This window comes from Variovorax sp. GW821-FHT10B04, from assembly GCF_059415645.1.
In genome coordinates, this window is sequence record NZ_JBWKNQ010000005.1 from 401862 (window position 1) to 416710 (window position 14849).

Genomic DNA, 14849 nt, shown 5'->3' on the forward strand with positions numbered 1-14849 from the left:
GTGAGTCCGGAATATCTGTGAATCGAGGAATGAGGATCAGAGCGTCTCGCGCAGCATGCGCGCAACGCCCGTCTGCCAGTGCGGCAGGACCAGGCCGAAGGTGGATTGCAGCTTGGCGGTGTTCAGCCGCGAGTTGTGCGGCCGCTTGGCCGGCGTCGGGAACGCGCTGGTCGGCACCGCATCGACTGCGTCGGGCAAGGCCTTGAGTTCGACGCCCGCAGCCTGCGCCTGTTCGAGCACGAAGCGCGCGTAGCCGTGCCAGCTGGTTTCGCCGCCGGCGACCAGGTGGTAGAGCCCGAACTTGGCGGGGTCCTGAAGCGCCGCGCGGATGGCATGCGCAGTGACGTCGGCCAGCAACTCGGCACCGGTCGGCGCACCGAACTGGTCGTCGATGACGGTCAGACGATCGCGCTCCTTGGCCAGGCGCAGCATGGTCTTGGCGAAGTTGCCGCCACGTGCGGCATAGACCCAGCTGGTGCGGAAGATCAGGTGCCTGGCGCAGTGCTGCGCAACCAGTTGCTCACCTTCGAGCTTGGTCTGGCCATAGACGCTCAGCGGCCCGGTGGCATCGTCTTCCTGCCACGGCGTGCTGCCACTGCCGTTGAAGACGTAGTCGGTGGAGTAATGGACCATGAGCGCACCGATCTGCTGCGCCGCCTGAGCCACCACACCGGGCGAGGTCGCGTTTAGCTTGCGCGCAAATTCGACTTCGCTCTCGGCCTTGTCGACCGCGGTGTGGGCGGCCGAGTTGACGATGACGTCGGGGCGGATCTTCAGGACGGTCTCGGCGAGCTGCTCGGGGTGACTGAAGTCGGCATGGAAGTCGGTGCTGTCGAAGTCCAGCGCCACCAATTCGCCCAGCGGCGCGAGGCTTCGCTGCAGCTCCCAGCCGACCTGGCCACCCCTGCCCAGGAGCAGCAGCTTCATGCGCCTGCCTTGGCCGAGGAAGCCGGTGCGGACGCCGCGTCGTACTGCTTCTCTACCCATTCCCGGTACGCACCGCTCTGCACGTTCTTCACCCAGTCGGTGTTCTCCAGGTACCACGCGACCGTCTTGCGGATGCCGCTGTCGAAGGTCTCGGCCGGCTTCCAGCCGAGCTCGCGTTCGAGCTTGCGCGCGTCGATGGCATAGCGGCGGTCATGGCCGAGGCGGTCGGTCACGTAAGTGATCTGCTCGCTGTAGAGCTTGCCGTCGGCGCGCGGGCGCAGTTCGTCGAGCAGCGCACAGACCGTCTTCACGATCTCGATGTTCGGCTTCTCGTTCCAGCCGCCGACGTTGTAGGTCTCGCCCAGGCGACCGGCCTCGAGCACGCGGCGGATGGCGCTGCAGTGATCCTTGACGTACAGCCAGTCGCGCACCTGCATGCCGTCGCCATACACGGGCAGGTTCTTGCCGGCCAGCGCGTTCACGATCATCAGCGGGATGAGCTTCTCGGGGAAGTGATAAGGGCCGTAGTTGTTGGAACAGTTGGTGGTCAACACCGGCAACCCATAGGTGTGGTGCCAGGCGCGCACGAGGTGGTCACTGGCGGCCTTGCTGGCCGAGTACGGGCTGTTGGGCTCGTACTTGTTCTCTTCGCTGAAGGCCGGATCGGTGGCCGACAGGCTGCCGTAGACCTCGTCGGTGGAGACGTGCAGGAAGCGGAAGGCCGCCTTCTCGTCGGCCGGCAGGGCGTTCCAGTAGCCGAGCACCGACTGAAGCAGGTGGAAGGTGCCCACCACGTTGGTCTGGACGAAGTCGCCAGGCCCGTGGATGGAACGATCGACGTGCGACTCGGCGGCGAAGTTGAGCACGGCACGTGGGCGGTGCTCAGCGAGCAGCCGATCGATCAGCGCGCTGTCGCCGATATCGCCCTGGACGAAGATGTGCGCAGGATTCGACTTCAGTGAGGCGAGTGTTTCGAGGTTGCCCGCGTACGTGAGCTTGTCGAGGTTGACGACAGCCTCGTTGCTGCCCGCTAGCCAATCGAGGACGAAATTGGCGCCAATGAAGCCGGCTCCGCCGGTGACCAGGATCATGTGGGTTCTATCTGTTGGCTGTTACCGACGCTGCGGCAAAGCCCCTGATTATCCCACCGTGACTTATTGTTACGAGACGCATGTTTGTAGGAATTGGCAAGCAAACTGTGGTCTGGAGCCAGGCGAGGCATGACTCATGCTACCGAGCCATCGACGCGCCTAGAGCGCACTTTTGCAACAGACTGCCTTGTTACCCTACGATCTGTTCAAGCAGATCAAACAGCATCTGTTAACTAATTTACTAATTGCATCATCCGCACAAGGTATCAATGACCACTCTGATCCACCCGATCGTCCTCTGCGGCGGCAGCGGCACCCGACTCTGGCCCCTGTCGCGCAAGGCATTGCCCAAGCAGTTCGCACCCCTCATCGACGGCAAGAGCCTGCTGCAGCTCACGCTCGAGCGCCTGAGCGCCCTCAATTCGAATATCACCTGCATCGCCTCGGAAGATCACCGCTTCCTGGTCCAGGAAACCGTGGAGAACGCCCGCATCGGCGGTCGCCAGATCCTCGAGCCCGTCGCACGCAACACCGCCGCTGCCATGGCCGCCGCTGCGCTGCTGGCCGACCCGGACGACCTCCTGCTGTTCGCGCCCGCCGACCACCACATCCCCGACGCCGCCCTGTTCGCCAAGACCGTGCGCGGTGGCGTCGAGGCCGCCCTGGCTGGCCGCATCGTCACCTTCGGCGTGGTGCCGACCTTCCCCAGCACCGCCTACGGCTACATCGAAGCCGGTGCCGCCCTCGAAGACCAGACCAGCCAGAGCGTGGTGCGCTTTGTCGAAAAGCCGAATGCCGAAGTCGCCCAGTCGCTGCTGCTGAAGGGCGGCTACTTCTGGAACGCCGGGATCTTCCTGGTGCAGGCCCGTACGTTGATCGAGGCGCTGCGCGCGCATGCGCCCGACATCCTGGCGTCCTGCGAACGCGCAACGGCCGCCATGTCGATCGACGGCAGCTTCGTGCGCCTGCAGCGTGAAGCCTTCGAAGGCTGCCGCAGCGAGAGCATCGACTACGCGGTGCTGGAGAAGCACGGGGAGATCGCCGTCGTGAAGTTCGAAGGCGCCTGGAGCGACGTGGGCAGCTGGAACGCGGTGGCCAACCTGTATGAATCGGACGAGGACGGCAACCGCCTGAGCGGCAAGGCCAGCACGCTGAATTCGCGCAACACCTTCGTGCACGCGCCGCACCGCCCGGTGGTGGCGCTGGGCACGGACGACCTGATCATCATCGACACGCAGGACGCGGTGCTGGTGGCGAGCGCGGCCTGTGCCGAGCAGGTGAAGGACGTGGTGAAGATGCTGACGGAATCGGGCCATCCGGAAGCGACCGATCACCGTCGCGTGGGTCGCCCGTGGGGCGCCTACGACAGCATCGACCTGGGTGCGCGCTTCCAGGTGAAGCGCCTGACGGTGAAGCCGGGTGCCAAGCTGTCGCTGCAGATGCACCACCACCGTGCCGAGCACTGGATCGTGGTGCAGGGCACGGCGAAGGTCACGCGCGACGAAGAGACGCTGCTGGTGCGCGAGAACGAGTCGATCTACCTGCCGCTGGGCGCGGTGCATCGGCTGGAGAACCCGGGCAAGACGATGCTCGAGGTGATCGAGGTGCAGACCGGCGGCTATCTGGGCGAGGACGACATCGTGCGCTTCGATGACACCTATGGGCGCGTGACTTCGATCCTGGCGAAGGTCGCCAAGTAAACGGATCTGCGTGCCGGCCGATGCGCCGGCACGGCACGCGCTATCGTGTGGCATCGCACTTCAGGAGCATCCGCATGACGAGCAAGGACGACGACAAATCCACCGACCGCATCCGCGACTCCGCCCAGCAGATCTGGCTGGCGGGGCTCGGCGCCTTCGCCAAGGCGCAGCAGGAAGGCAGCAAGGTGTTCGAGGCGCTGGTGAAGGACGGCGTCGGCGTGCAGAAGAAGACGCAGGCCGCTGCCGAGGAAACCTTCACGCAGGCGCAAGCCCGCATGGCCGGGCTGGCCGGCGAGTTCGGCGCCAAGGCCTCCGGCGGCTGGGGCAAGCTGGAGAACATCTTCGAAGACCGCGTCGCGCGTGCGCTGGAGCATCTCGGCATTCCCAGCGCCGCGGAGGTCGCAGCGCTGAAGGCCCGCATCGAAGTGCTGGAAACGCAGCTGAAACAGGCAGCGCCGCCCCGCCCGGCCGCAGCCCGCACGCCGCGCGGCCCCAAGACTGCAGCCCGTCCGGCGGCCGAGTCCGCAAAGACACCGCGGACCCCGCGCCGCCGCACGCCCCGCAGCGACGGCTGACCGCCGGCCCGGATCGGCCGTACGACCGATCCGGAATTGCGCCCCGCGCGCGCCGCACTTGCGCTAGAGTGTCCCGAAGAGACAAACACGGGGCTCCTCATGGCCAAGAAAGCACCGCGCCGCACGGCGGAGCGCATCCTCGAGGCGGCGCTCGACCTGTTCAACCGTTTCGGCGAGCCGAACGTGTCGACCACGCTCGTGGCCGGCGAGCTCGGCATCAGCCCCGGCAACCTCTACTACCACTACCCGGCCAAGGACGAGCTGATCAACCGGCTCTATGCCGGCTATGAAGCCGACCTCGACGAACTGCTGCATGCCGCCGAAGGCGTCCACGACGTCGAGGATGCCTGGTTCTTCATGCACAGCCTGTTCGAGCTGATCTGGCGCTACCGCTTCCTGTACCGCGACCTCAACGACCTGCTCAGCAAGAACCGGCATCTCGAGACCCAGTTCCAGCTCGTGCTGAAGAACAAGGCGCGCGGCATTCGCACGCTGATCGCCGGACTGAGCCGGTCGGGCCACCTCGACATCGACATGCGCGAGATCGACGCGCTCTCGCAAAGCATGGTGGTCGTCCTGACCTACTGGCTCAGCTACGAGTACGTGAAAAACCCGCGCGAAGCGCTCGAACCTGCGCATGCACAGGCCGCGCTGCTGCGCGGCGCCCAGCACACGCTGCAGTTGCTGGCGCCCTATCTCGAACCCGACCAGCGTCGGCATTTGCTGACGCTGACCCATGCCTACGGCCGCGAAGATATGGCCGCTCCCACTCCCGCGTGACGCCATGCCGCACACCGAACCCGCGCCCCGAACACTGGCACCGCCCGTGTCCTCCGCAGCCGGACGGCCTGCGCTGCCGACGACGCCCTGGGTCGCGCTGCCTTATGCCGACGTCACCCGCCTCGACGCCATGAGCCTGCGGCCACTCTGGCCCCGGCTGCACGCGGGCCAGGCGCGGCCGACACCGGCCACCGACGCGCTGGTCGAAGGATGGGCGCTTTACCACAGCGGCGAATTCGAACAGGCGGCGGCCGTGGGGCTGCGCAACGGTGCCGAAGGCCACGCGCTCACCAATCAGGCGACGGCCATCTACGCCAACTACCTCGAACCCCGGGAAGCCGTCCGGCTCGCGCTGTTCCGGCAGGTCGCCGAACGCGCGACCCAGCAGGCCGAAGCGGAACCGGACGACTGCCAGGCGCTGTACTGGCAGGCCTATGCGCTCGGGCGCTACAGCCAGGCGATCAGCGTCGCGCGGGCGCTCGCGCAGGGACTGGGCAGCCGGGTGAAAGAGGCGCTCGAGCGCGTGATCGCGCTGCGGCCGCAGCATGCGGATGCGCACATCGCGCTGGCGGCGTTCCATGCGGAAGTGATCGACAAGGTGGGCCCGCTGGTCGGCCGCATGACCTACGGCGTGCGGGCCGAAAGCGCCGAGGCCCTGTTCGAGCGCGGACTCGAGCTCAATCCGAACTCGGCCAGCGCGCTGATGGAATACGCGCGCGGTCTGATGATGCTGCATGGCGAAGACTGCACGAACCGCGCCACGGCGCTGTACGAACAAGCCGCGGCCCTGACGCCGGGCGACGCACGTGAACGGCTGGACCAGGAGCTCGCGCGCCAGGGACTGACGGAATAGCGCACGACGGCGGGACGCGCCGAGGACGCGCTGACACTAAGATCGCCGGATCGTTTTTTCCATCCTGCATCTCCGCGCCATGTCCGACCTCAACGCCCTCTTCGAAGCCGCCCAGGCCAACTCCAAACTGCTTGCCACGCGCCCCGACAACCCGACGCTGCTCAAGATCTACGGGCTGTTCAAGCAGGCCACCGAAGGCGACAACACGGCCAAGCGCCCGAGCTTCAGCGACGTCGTTGGCCGCGCCAAGTGGGACGCCTGGACGGCCCAGAAAGGCGCGAGCGCCGACGAAGCCAAGCAGAAGTACATCGACCTGATCGAGGCCCTGCGGGCGGCCTGAACCCAGCCGTCCGAGCGGCCGACGCGGCAAGCCCGGCCGGTTCGAAACCTCTCAGGCGACCGTGCCGCCCGGCGTCTGGCTCGCGATCATTTCGTCGAGATTGCGCGTGACCTTCTCCTCAATCCGGTCGCTGAACACATCGAGCAGGAAGCCCAGCTTGATGTCGATCGTGAAGAGGCTTGCCGTGACCCGGACCGTGCCGTCGACACCCGGTCGCTTGAAGTAGGCCGTGTCGTCCTGTGCACCTTCCTCGTAACGGCAGCTCATGCCGTAGTCGCGCTCGGCCTCCGCGACCCATTGCAGCGCGATCTCGCGGGCACGCTCGATGCCCAGCGCATGGTTTCGTTCGATGTGGATGTCAGGCACCAGGTGTTCCGTTCGTGGAGGTGGAGGTTGCGCCCTCGCGGGCGGTGTGCGTGGGTGGGGCGACACCGCGCAGCACGCGGTAACGCTCGTCCTTCGGAAGCGCCGCGATCCGGCGCACCTCGGCATAGAAGCGCGGCCAGTCCTCGCCTTCCTTCTCGAAGACCGCCTGGAACGCGGGCACCAGATCGTCGTACGCTGCCTGCGCGCCGAAGCTCGCGTTGTTCGCTCGCGCGACGAAGTTGTCATAGGCGTTGCGGCGATTGGCCGGCCAGCCGGCCTTGAGGCTTTCGTAGCGCGCACGGAAGTCGGCCATCACCGCCGCCTTCATCGGCTCGACGGCCGCCCAGTCGGCGGCCCGCGCCTCACGGGAGTCGTAGACCGCCTGCAGGCGCCGGCGCGTGTCGAAGGTCAGGGCGCGGAACTGCTGGCGCCGCGCGTCGAAGTCGGCGTATTCGGTGCGCGCCGCTTCGCTGGCCCGCGTGGCCAGCCAACGTGCGCCGCCGATCCGCTCGACCGCGGTCGCGAAGGACTCGTTGAAGAGCGTGTCGCCAGAAACATAGAGAAGCTGGTGCGACAGCTCATGGAAGATCAATCGCGCCAGCTCGCCTTCCGGGTAACCGATGAAGGTGCTCAGCAGCGGATCGCCGCCGGCCCAGTTGAGCCAGCCGAGCGTGGAATACGCGGGCACCGGGTACACCGACGTTTCCATGCCGGCCTCGCGCTGCGCGGCGGCCTCGTTCGTGGCGGCCGACTCGTCGTAGTAACCGCGGTAGCCGACACAGCCTGCGACCGGGAAGCACCAGGTCTTGAGCGTGAGCGAATATTTCGGCGCCGCCACCACGTTCCAGAGCGCGGCGCTGCGATGCAGATCGGCGTAGGCGGTGTAGCTCGGGTTGTCGGGCAGGCCGAGATCGGTCACGGCGAAGCGGCGGATGCGCTGGGTGAGCTCGAGCTTGGCCCGCAGCGCTGCGGAGGTGGCCGGGTCCTGCAGCCATTCCGGCACCGGCCGGGCGGCGCGCATCACGCCGATGTGCCCGCTGGCCGATTGCCAGTAGTAGCCGAGATCGGCACAGCCCGTCAGCGCCAGCAGCAGGGCGAGCGACAAGACCTTCAGCACGCGCTGCCCGGGACGCCGGCGCACCGGCGCACCTCCGGCGTCGCGGTCGATGCGAACTCGAGCTTGCCTGGCGTGGCCCCGCGCGCCGCTCACAGAGGCTCCACCTGCACCAGGCAGTCGTAGAAAGTCGGGCCACGGCCGATGTCGGTCAGGCGCTGGCTGGTGAGCTCGTTGACGTTGGTGCCGTCGAAGCCGAGCTTGCGCCACCAGATGCCCATGCCGTGGACGACGCCGGGCCGTGCGCGGCGCGACACCTCGGCGCGGCATCGATGCACGCCGCGCGCATTGAACACGCGCACCATCGCACCGTTCTCGATGCCGCGCGACGCGGCATCGGCGGCGTTGATCTCCAGCAGCGGCTCGCCCTCGATCGCGCGCAGGCTGGTGACGTTGGCAAAGGTCGAATTCAGGAAGTTGCGCGCCGGCGGCGAGATCATCGCCAGCGGGAATTCGGTCGAACTGCCGGCCGGCTCGTGGTTGGGCAGATGGTCGGGCAGGCCGTCCAGGCCCTGTGCCGCGAGCCGCGCGCTGAAGAACTCGCACTTGCCCGACGGCGTCGGGAAGTTGCCCTGTGCGAACGGCGCTTCGGGCAATCGCACGCTGGTGAAGCCCTGCGTCTCCAGCTGGGCGAAATCGACCGCGTCCGCCGCGAAGGCGCTGCGGCACAGCGCCTCGTCGCTGTCGGCAAAGCAGGGCTCGTCGAAGCCCATGCGGCGCGCCAGCTCACGGAACACCCAGGCGTTGCTGCGCGCCTCGCCGCGCGGCGCAATGGCCGGACGGTTGAGCAGCACGTCCGTGTGGCCGTAACTGGTGTGGATGTCCCAGTGTTCGAGCTGCGTCGTCGCGGGCAGCAGGTAGTCCGCGTAATCGGCGGTGTCGGTCGGGAACTGCTCGAGCACCACGGTGAACAGGTCCTCGCGCGCGAAGCCGGCGGCGACCTTGGCCGACTCGGGCGCCACCGCCACCGGATTGCTGTTGTAGACCACCACCGCCTCGACCGGGTTCGCGGCGTCCAGCAGCGCGTCGCCGATCGTGCTCATGTTGATGGTGCGCGGGCGCCGGCCGGCCAGCAGGTCGGGCCGCTGCAAGGCCGCGCGGTCGACCGGGAACACGCCCGAACTGCTCAGCAGCACACCACCCGAACGATGCCGCCAGGCACCGACCAGCGCCGGCAGGCAGGCCACGGCGCGCGCCGCATTGCCACCGCCGCGCACCCGCTGCATGCCGTAGTTCAGCCGGATCGCAGCCGGCGTGGTCGTCCCGTAGTCGCGCGCCAGCGCAACGATCTGCGCTTCCGGCACGCCGCACACCGCGGCCGCGCGCGACGGCGGCCATTGCAGCGCGCGCTCGCGCAGCGCGTCCCAGCCCAGCGTGTGCTGCGCGATGTAGTCGTGGTCGAGCCAGTCGTGCACGATCAGCTCGTGCATCAGCGCCAGGGCCAGTGCGGCATCGGTGCCGGGCAGCAGCGCGATGTGCTCGTCGCACTTGTCGGCCGTCTCGGTCTTGCGCGGGTCGATGCACACCAGCCGCGCGCCAGCCCGCTTGGCGGCCTGCGCGTGGCGCCAGAAATGCAGGTTGCTGCCGATCGAGTTGCTGCCCCAGATCAGGATCAGCTTCGACTCGGCGAAGGCCTCGATGCGCATGCCGACCTTGCCGCCCAGCGTGTAGTTCATCGCCTCGCCGCCGGCGGTCGAGCAGATGGTGCGGTCCAGCAGCGACGCGCCGAGCTTGTGGAAGAAGCGCCGGTCCATCGACTCGCCCTGCACCAGCCCCATGGTCCCGGCATAGCTGTAAGGCAGCACCGCCTGCGCGTTGCGCTGCGCGATGGCGCCGAGACGCGCGGCGATGTCGTCGAGCGCCTCGTCCCACGACACCGGCGCGAACTGCCCCGCGCCCTTCGGCCCGACCCGCTTCATCGGCTGCACCAGCCGGTCGGCATGGTCGTTGCGCTCGATGTAGCGCGACACCTTGGTGCAGAGCACGCCACCCGTGTGCACGTGCGCCGGGTTGCCCTGCAGCTTGATCGCCACGCCGTCTTGCACGGTCGTGACGAGCGCGCAGGTGTCGGGGCAGTCGTGCGGACAGGCACCGAGCACGGTGCGGGTGGACGAAGCCGGTGCGGCAGCAACAGCAGTCTCGGAAGGTGCCAGGGTCTCAGCCATCGGTTCAGCCTGATCGTTGTGTTCGTGGGAAACGTGCAAACGTCGATTTTCGGGTCGGCGCGCCCGGGTCAGCGCAGCAGCTCGGTCACCGTGTGGATCAGCAGGCCGACCAGCCCGCCCACCAGGGTGCCGTTGATCCGGATGAACTGCAAGTCGCGGCCGATATTGCGTTCCAGTTCGCGCGTCATCTCGTCGGCGTTCCACTGCGCCACCCGCTCGACGATGTAGCGCCGGATGTCCTCGCGGTAGCGTTCGATCGCGAGCGGCGCGGCGGCCGTGATCTGCTCGTTGATCCAGCGCCGGATCCCGGCGTCCTGCGCCAGCCGCGCGCCGACCGAGCCCGCCATCTGCGCGATGCGCTGGCGGATCGTCGAATCGCCGCGGCCGAGGTCGTCGTGCAGCCAGGCCAGCAGTTCGCGCCAGAGGTCGTGAAGGTATTCGCCCAGCGCCGGATGCGCCTGCAGCTCGGCACGGATCTGCTCGCCGCGCGCATGGAATTCGGGGTCGTGCCGCAGCCGCAGCACGAAGTCGTCCATGAAGGCATCGAAGCGCTTGCGCAACGGATGCGTGGGTTCGGCCGCCAGTTCGTTGAGCGTGCGCGCCACCGCGGCGACGATCTTCCGGGTGCCCAGCCGCGCCGCCATCTGGTCGAGGCCGACGTATTTCAGCGTCTTGACCTCGCGCGCGATGGCTTCGGTGATGCGGGCCTGCACGTCCTCGTCGTCCATCAGCGCGGCCACCTGCGCCAGCACGTCGTCGAGCAGCGCCTGGTGCCGGCCGCCGGCCGTCAGCGCGTCGAGCGCCTGCCCCAGCAGCCGCGACAGGTCGACCTTGGCCAGCCCGGCGACCGCGGCGCGCCCCAGGAAGTCGCGCACCCGTGCATCGTCGAATGCGCCCAGGCCGTAGCGCACCACGGTGACCGCGTGCTCGCCCAGCTTGTCACCGGTGGCCGGCTGCGACAGCCAGTTCGCCAGGCGCCCGGCCGGGTCGAACTGCGCGAGCTTGGCCAGCACCTGCGGCGTGCTCAGGAAGTTGTCGACGATGAAACCGGCGAGCTTGGCGCCGATCCGGTCCTTGTTGGCCGGAATGATCGCGGTATGCGGGATCGGCAGGCCGAGCGGATGCCGGAACAGCGCGACCACCGCGAACCAGTCGGCGATCGCGCCGACCATGGCCGCCTCGGCGAAGGCCGCCACGTAACCCCAGGCCGGATGCCGCGCGGCCAGCACGCTCGCCACCGCATACAGCAGCGCCGCGGCGCACAGCAGGCCGAGGGCGATCCGCTTCATCGCGATCAGGCGATCTCCCGCGTCGCGGCCAGGTCGAGCAGGAAGCGCTCGCAGCGCGCGAGCTGTTCGATCGACACGTATTCGTCGGGCTGGTGCGCCTGCGTGATGCTGCCCGGGCCGCAGACCACGCTCGGGATGCCCGAGGCCTTGAACAGGCCGGCCTCGGTGCCGAACGCCACCAGCGTGGTGCCGCTTTCGCCCGACAGCCGCTGCGCGAGCCGCGTGATCGCGTCGTCGGCCGAGCCGAGGAAGCTGGGCACTTCGCAGATCGTCTCGAAGCTGAAGCCGGCGTCCGGCGCGACCTTCTTCATCGCATCCTCCTTGCCGCGCGCGTAGGCAATGACCTCGTCCTGCATCAGCGCGGCGTCCGCGGTCGGCAGGTTGCGGAATTCGTAGCGGAATTCGGCGTCGCGCGGCACCACGTTGTCGGCGATGCCGCCATGGAACTGGCCGACGCTGGCGGTGCTGAAAGGCACGTCGAAGCCGTCGTAGCGCGGCTCCTCGCGCTCGAAGCCCTCGGCCATGTCGCGCAGCTTGCCGACCACACGTGCCGCCATCTCGATGGCGTTGACCGACTGCGGCGTGAGCGAGGAATGCGCTTCCTTGCCGCGCACGCAGCACTTGTAGCGGTAGACGCCCTTGTGGGCGATGGCCGGCACCATCGACGTCGGCTCGCCGATCACGCAGGCCAGCGGCCGGATGCCGGCTTCGCGCATGTCGGCGATCAGCTCGCGCACGCCGAAGCAGCCGACTTCCTCGTCGTAGCTGAAGGCGAAATGGACCGCGAACGGCGAATCGCTCGCCAGGAAACGGTCGGCGTTGGCCAGCGCCAAGGCGATGAAGCTCTTCATGTCGGCCGAACCGCGGCCGTACAGGCGCTGCTCGCCGTCGCCCTCGCGCACCACGGCGGACAGCGGATCGACGCTCCAGGCCTGGCCGTCCCACGGCACGGTGTCGGTGTGGCCCGACAGGATCACGCCGGCCGGTTTGCCTTCGCCGAGCGTGGCGAACAGGTTGGCCTTGGTCCGGTCGGCGTTGTAGGTGAGCCGGCTCTGCACCCCGAGCGTGGCCAGATGGTCGCGCGCGAAATGGATCAGTTCCAGGTTGCTGTTGGCGCTGATGGTGTTCATGCGCACGAGCGCCTGCGCAAATGCCAGGCCGCGGTCGGAAAGTGTGTGGGGCATACGGGACATTCTCCGGGAGTCCGCGCGGCCACGCCGGCCGTCGGGCAATCCGAAAGCCTTCCGGCTGCACGAAATGTGCCCAAGGCCGAGTACCCGCCGGGGCCGCAGGCACGCTCTTTGCGGGCGGAAGGCGCAAAGCCTAGACTGTCTCCCATGAAACTCCTCGATTCGCTCGTCACCCAGGCGGCCGGAATCGCCGCGATCCGTCGCGACATCCACGCCCACCCCGAACTCTGCTTCCAGGAAGTCCGCACCGCCGACGTGGTGGCGGCCAAGCTGACCGAATGGGGCATCCCGATCCACCGCGGACTCGCCACCACCGGCGTGATCGGCATCCTCAAGAACGGCACGAGCAACCGCGCGATCGGCCTGCGCGCAGACATCGACGCGCTGCCCGTGACCGAACTCAACACCTTTGCCCACGCCAGCCAGCACAAGGGAAAGATGCACGCCTGCGGCCACGACGGCCACACCGCGATGCTGCTGGCCGCGGCGCAGCACATGGCCAAGCACCGCAACTTCGACGGCACGGTCTATCTGATCTTCCAGCCGGCCGAGGAAGGCGGCGGCGGCGCCCGCGAGATGGTCAAGGAAGGCCTGTTCGAGAAGTTCCCGATGGACGCCGTGTTCGGCATGCACAACTGGCCCGGCATGAAGGTCGGCCAGTTCGCCGTGAGCCCGGGCCCGGCGATGGCCTCGAGCAACGAATTCAAGATCACCATCCGCGGCAAGGGCGGCCACGCGGCGCTGCCGCACACCGGCATCGACCCGGTGCCGGTCGCCTGCGAGATGGTGCAGGCCTTCCAGACCATCCTCACGCGCAGCAAGAAGCCGACCGACACCGGCCTGATCTCGGTCACGATGATCCATGCCGGCGAGGCGAGCAACGTGATCCCCGACACCTGCGAGCTGCAGGGCACGGTGCGCACCTTCACGCTCGAGGTGCTCGACCTGATCGAGCGGCGCATGCGCAAGATCGCCGAGCACATCGGCGCCGCGCACGACACCGAGGTCGATTTCTACTTCCATCGCAACTACCCGCCGACCATCAATTCGGCGGCCGAAGCCAACTTCGCGCGCGGCGTGATGGCCGGCATCGTGGGCGAAGACAACGTGCTGGTGCAGGAAGCCGCGATGACCGCGGAAGACTTCTCCTTCATGCTGCTGGCCAAGCCCGGTGCCTATGCCTTCATCGGCAATGGCGACGGCGCGCACCGCGACATGCACCACGGCGGCGGGCCCTGCACGCTGCACAACGGCAGCTACGACTTCAACGACGACCTGATCCCGCTGGGCGCGACCTGCTGGGTCGAGATGGCCGAACAGTTCCTCAAGCCCCAAGGCACGGCCGCGTGATGGCAGGCGCCGACGCCACGATCGCCGCGTTCTCGCCGACCTACGCGCAGGCACGCCGCAAGTTCCTGCAGGCCTGCGTCGCGGCCGGCCTGCAGGTCGACACCTACCCGCATCCGCTGAAAGGCCGCGAGGGCGAAGACCTGGCGACCGACGTGGCCTACGACGGCCCGGCCGGCGCCACACGGCTGCTGCTGGTCAGCAGCGGCTGCCACGGCGTCGAAGGCCATTGCGGCAGCGGTGTGCAGGTCGCCGCGCTGCAGGACGCGGCCTGGCGCCAGGCCGCGCACGACGCCGGCGTCGGCGTGCTCTACGTGCATGCGCTGAATCCGCACGGCTTCTCGTTCGGCCGGCGCGTGACCAACGAGAACGTCGACCTGAATCGCAACTTCGTCGACTTTTCGCAGCCGCTGCCGGTCAACACGGCGTATGCCGGGCTGCACGCGCTGCTGCTGCCGCGCGAATGGCCGCCGACCGCGCAGAACCAGGCCGAGCTCACCGCCTGGATCGGCACGCACGGCGTGCCGGCCTATCAGGCGGCCGTGAGCGCGGGCCAGTACGAGTTTGCGGACGGTCTGTTCTATGGCGGTCAGGCACCGACCTGGAGCAACCGCACCTTCCGGCAGATCCTGCGCAAGCACGTCGGCCAGGCGCGCCGGCTCGGCTGGATCGACCTGCACACCGGCCTCGGCCCGTCGGGCGTGGGCGAACGCATCTATGCCTGCAAGGGCGAGGACACGGCCGCCTATGCACGCGCCAACGCCTGGTGGGGCTCGCCCGGGACGCCGGTCACCTCGATCTACGACGGCTCATCGACCTCGGCGCTGCTGAGCGGCCTCAACTGGAACGCGATCTACGACGAATGCCCGCAGGCCGAACACACGGCGATCGCGCTGGAGTACGGCACGCTGCCGATCCTGGAGGTGACCGGCGCGCTGCGCGCCGACCACTGGCTGCACAAATACCCGGAAGCCGCGGCGCCGGAGCTCGCCGACGCCATCCGGGCGCGCATGCTGGAAGCTTTCTACACCGACACCGACGCGTGGAAGAAGCAGGTCATTGCGCAGGCGCGCGAGACGATGCAGCAGGCGGTGGCGGGCCTGAACGCCTGA

At 68.1% G+C, this 14849-nt stretch carries 14 protein-coding genes; 7 read left to right on the forward strand and 7 right to left on the reverse strand.

Going from position 1 to position 14849, the window contains the following annotated elements:
- Positions 1–36 precede the first annotated feature (36 nt).
- Both rfbD and rfbB read right to left on the reverse strand, forming a co-directional pair.
- The gene (gene rfbD / locus AC07PZ_RS15840) at positions 37–927 is read right to left on the reverse strand and encodes a dTDP-4-dehydrorhamnose reductase (protein ID WP_495296055.1); all 891 of its coding nucleotides are present in this window, start codon (positions 925–927) and stop codon (positions 37–39) included.
- A complete protein-coding gene (rfbB, locus tag AC07PZ_RS15845) occupies positions 924–2018 on the reverse strand; it encodes a dTDP-glucose 4,6-dehydratase (RefSeq protein ID WP_495296056.1) in 1095 nt (364 codons plus the stop codon). The genes rfbD and rfbB overlap by 4 nt, the downstream gene beginning before the upstream one ends.
- A gap of 269 nt (positions 2019–2287) precedes the next feature.
- Between rfbB and AC07PZ_RS15850 the strand changes: the two genes are divergently transcribed.
- The 5 genes from AC07PZ_RS15850 (at position 2288) to AC07PZ_RS15870 (ending at position 6266) form a co-directional block, all read left to right on the forward strand.
- Positions 2288–3718 (forward strand): mannose-1-phosphate guanylyltransferase/mannose-6-phosphate isomerase, encoded by a 1431-nt coding sequence (locus tag AC07PZ_RS15850; RefSeq protein WP_495296057.1) that lies wholly within the window; start codon positions 2288–2290, stop codon positions 3716–3718.
- Between the two features lie 74 nt (positions 3719–3792).
- Complete coding sequence (locus AC07PZ_RS15855) at positions 3793–4293, forward strand: phasin family protein (protein ID WP_495296058.1); 501 nt, start codon at positions 3793–3795, stop codon at positions 4291–4293.
- A gap of 99 nt (positions 4294–4392) precedes the next feature.
- Entirely contained in the window at positions 4393–5073 is a 681-nt protein-coding gene (locus tag AC07PZ_RS15860) for a TetR/AcrR family transcriptional regulator (protein WP_495296059.1), read from the forward strand.
- 4 nt (positions 5074–5077) lie between these two features.
- Positions 5078–5926 carry a hypothetical protein gene (locus AC07PZ_RS15865; RefSeq protein WP_495296060.1) on the forward strand — a complete coding sequence of 283 codons (849 nt, stop codon included), beginning with the start codon at positions 5078–5080 and terminating at the stop codon, positions 5924–5926.
- Between the two features lie 79 nt (positions 5927–6005).
- Complete coding sequence (locus AC07PZ_RS15870) at positions 6006–6266, forward strand: acyl-CoA-binding protein (RefSeq protein WP_495296061.1); 261 nt, start codon at positions 6006–6008, stop codon at positions 6264–6266.
- A gap of 51 nt (positions 6267–6317) precedes the next feature.
- On the opposite strand, the gene AC07PZ_RS15875 is transcribed toward AC07PZ_RS15870, so the two are convergent.
- The 5 genes from AC07PZ_RS15875 to argE all read right to left on the reverse strand — a co-directional run bounded on the left by AC07PZ_RS15875 (position 6318) and on the right by argE (position 12384).
- Positions 6318–6632, reverse strand: coding sequence for a polyhydroxyalkanoic acid system family protein (locus AC07PZ_RS15875; RefSeq protein WP_495296062.1), 315 nt, complete (start codon positions 6630–6632; stop codon positions 6318–6320).
- Positions 6625–7773, reverse strand: coding sequence for an aminopeptidase (locus tag AC07PZ_RS15880; protein WP_495296063.1), 1149 nt, complete (start codon positions 7771–7773; stop codon positions 6625–6627). The genes AC07PZ_RS15875 and AC07PZ_RS15880 overlap by 8 nt, the downstream gene beginning before the upstream one ends.
- A 65-nt stretch (positions 7774–7838) precedes the next feature.
- Positions 7839–9911, reverse strand: a complete 2073-nt coding sequence (locus AC07PZ_RS15885; RefSeq protein ID WP_495296064.1) for a molybdopterin-containing oxidoreductase family protein — start codon at positions 9909–9911, stop codon at positions 7839–7841.
- A 68-nt stretch (positions 9912–9979) separates the two neighbouring features.
- Entirely contained in the window at positions 9980–11200 is a 1221-nt protein-coding gene (locus AC07PZ_RS15890) for a DUF445 domain-containing protein (protein WP_495296065.1), read from the reverse strand.
- 5 nt (positions 11201–11205) lie between these two features.
- Positions 11206–12384 (reverse strand): acetylornithine deacetylase, encoded by a 1179-nt coding sequence (gene argE / locus AC07PZ_RS15895; RefSeq protein WP_495296066.1) that lies wholly within the window; start codon positions 12382–12384, stop codon positions 11206–11208.
- Positions 12385–12537: 153 nt separating this feature from the next.
- On the opposite strand from argE, the gene AC07PZ_RS15900 reads away from it, so the two are divergent.
- Both AC07PZ_RS15900 and AC07PZ_RS15905 read left to right on the forward strand, forming a co-directional pair.
- Complete coding sequence (locus AC07PZ_RS15900) at positions 12538–13740, forward strand: M20 aminoacylase family protein (protein ID WP_495296067.1); 1203 nt, start codon at positions 12538–12540, stop codon at positions 13738–13740.
- Positions 13740–14849, forward strand: coding sequence for a M14 family metallopeptidase (locus tag AC07PZ_RS15905; protein WP_495296068.1), 1110 nt, complete (start codon positions 13740–13742; stop codon positions 14847–14849). The genes AC07PZ_RS15900 and AC07PZ_RS15905 overlap by 1 nt, the downstream gene beginning before the upstream one ends.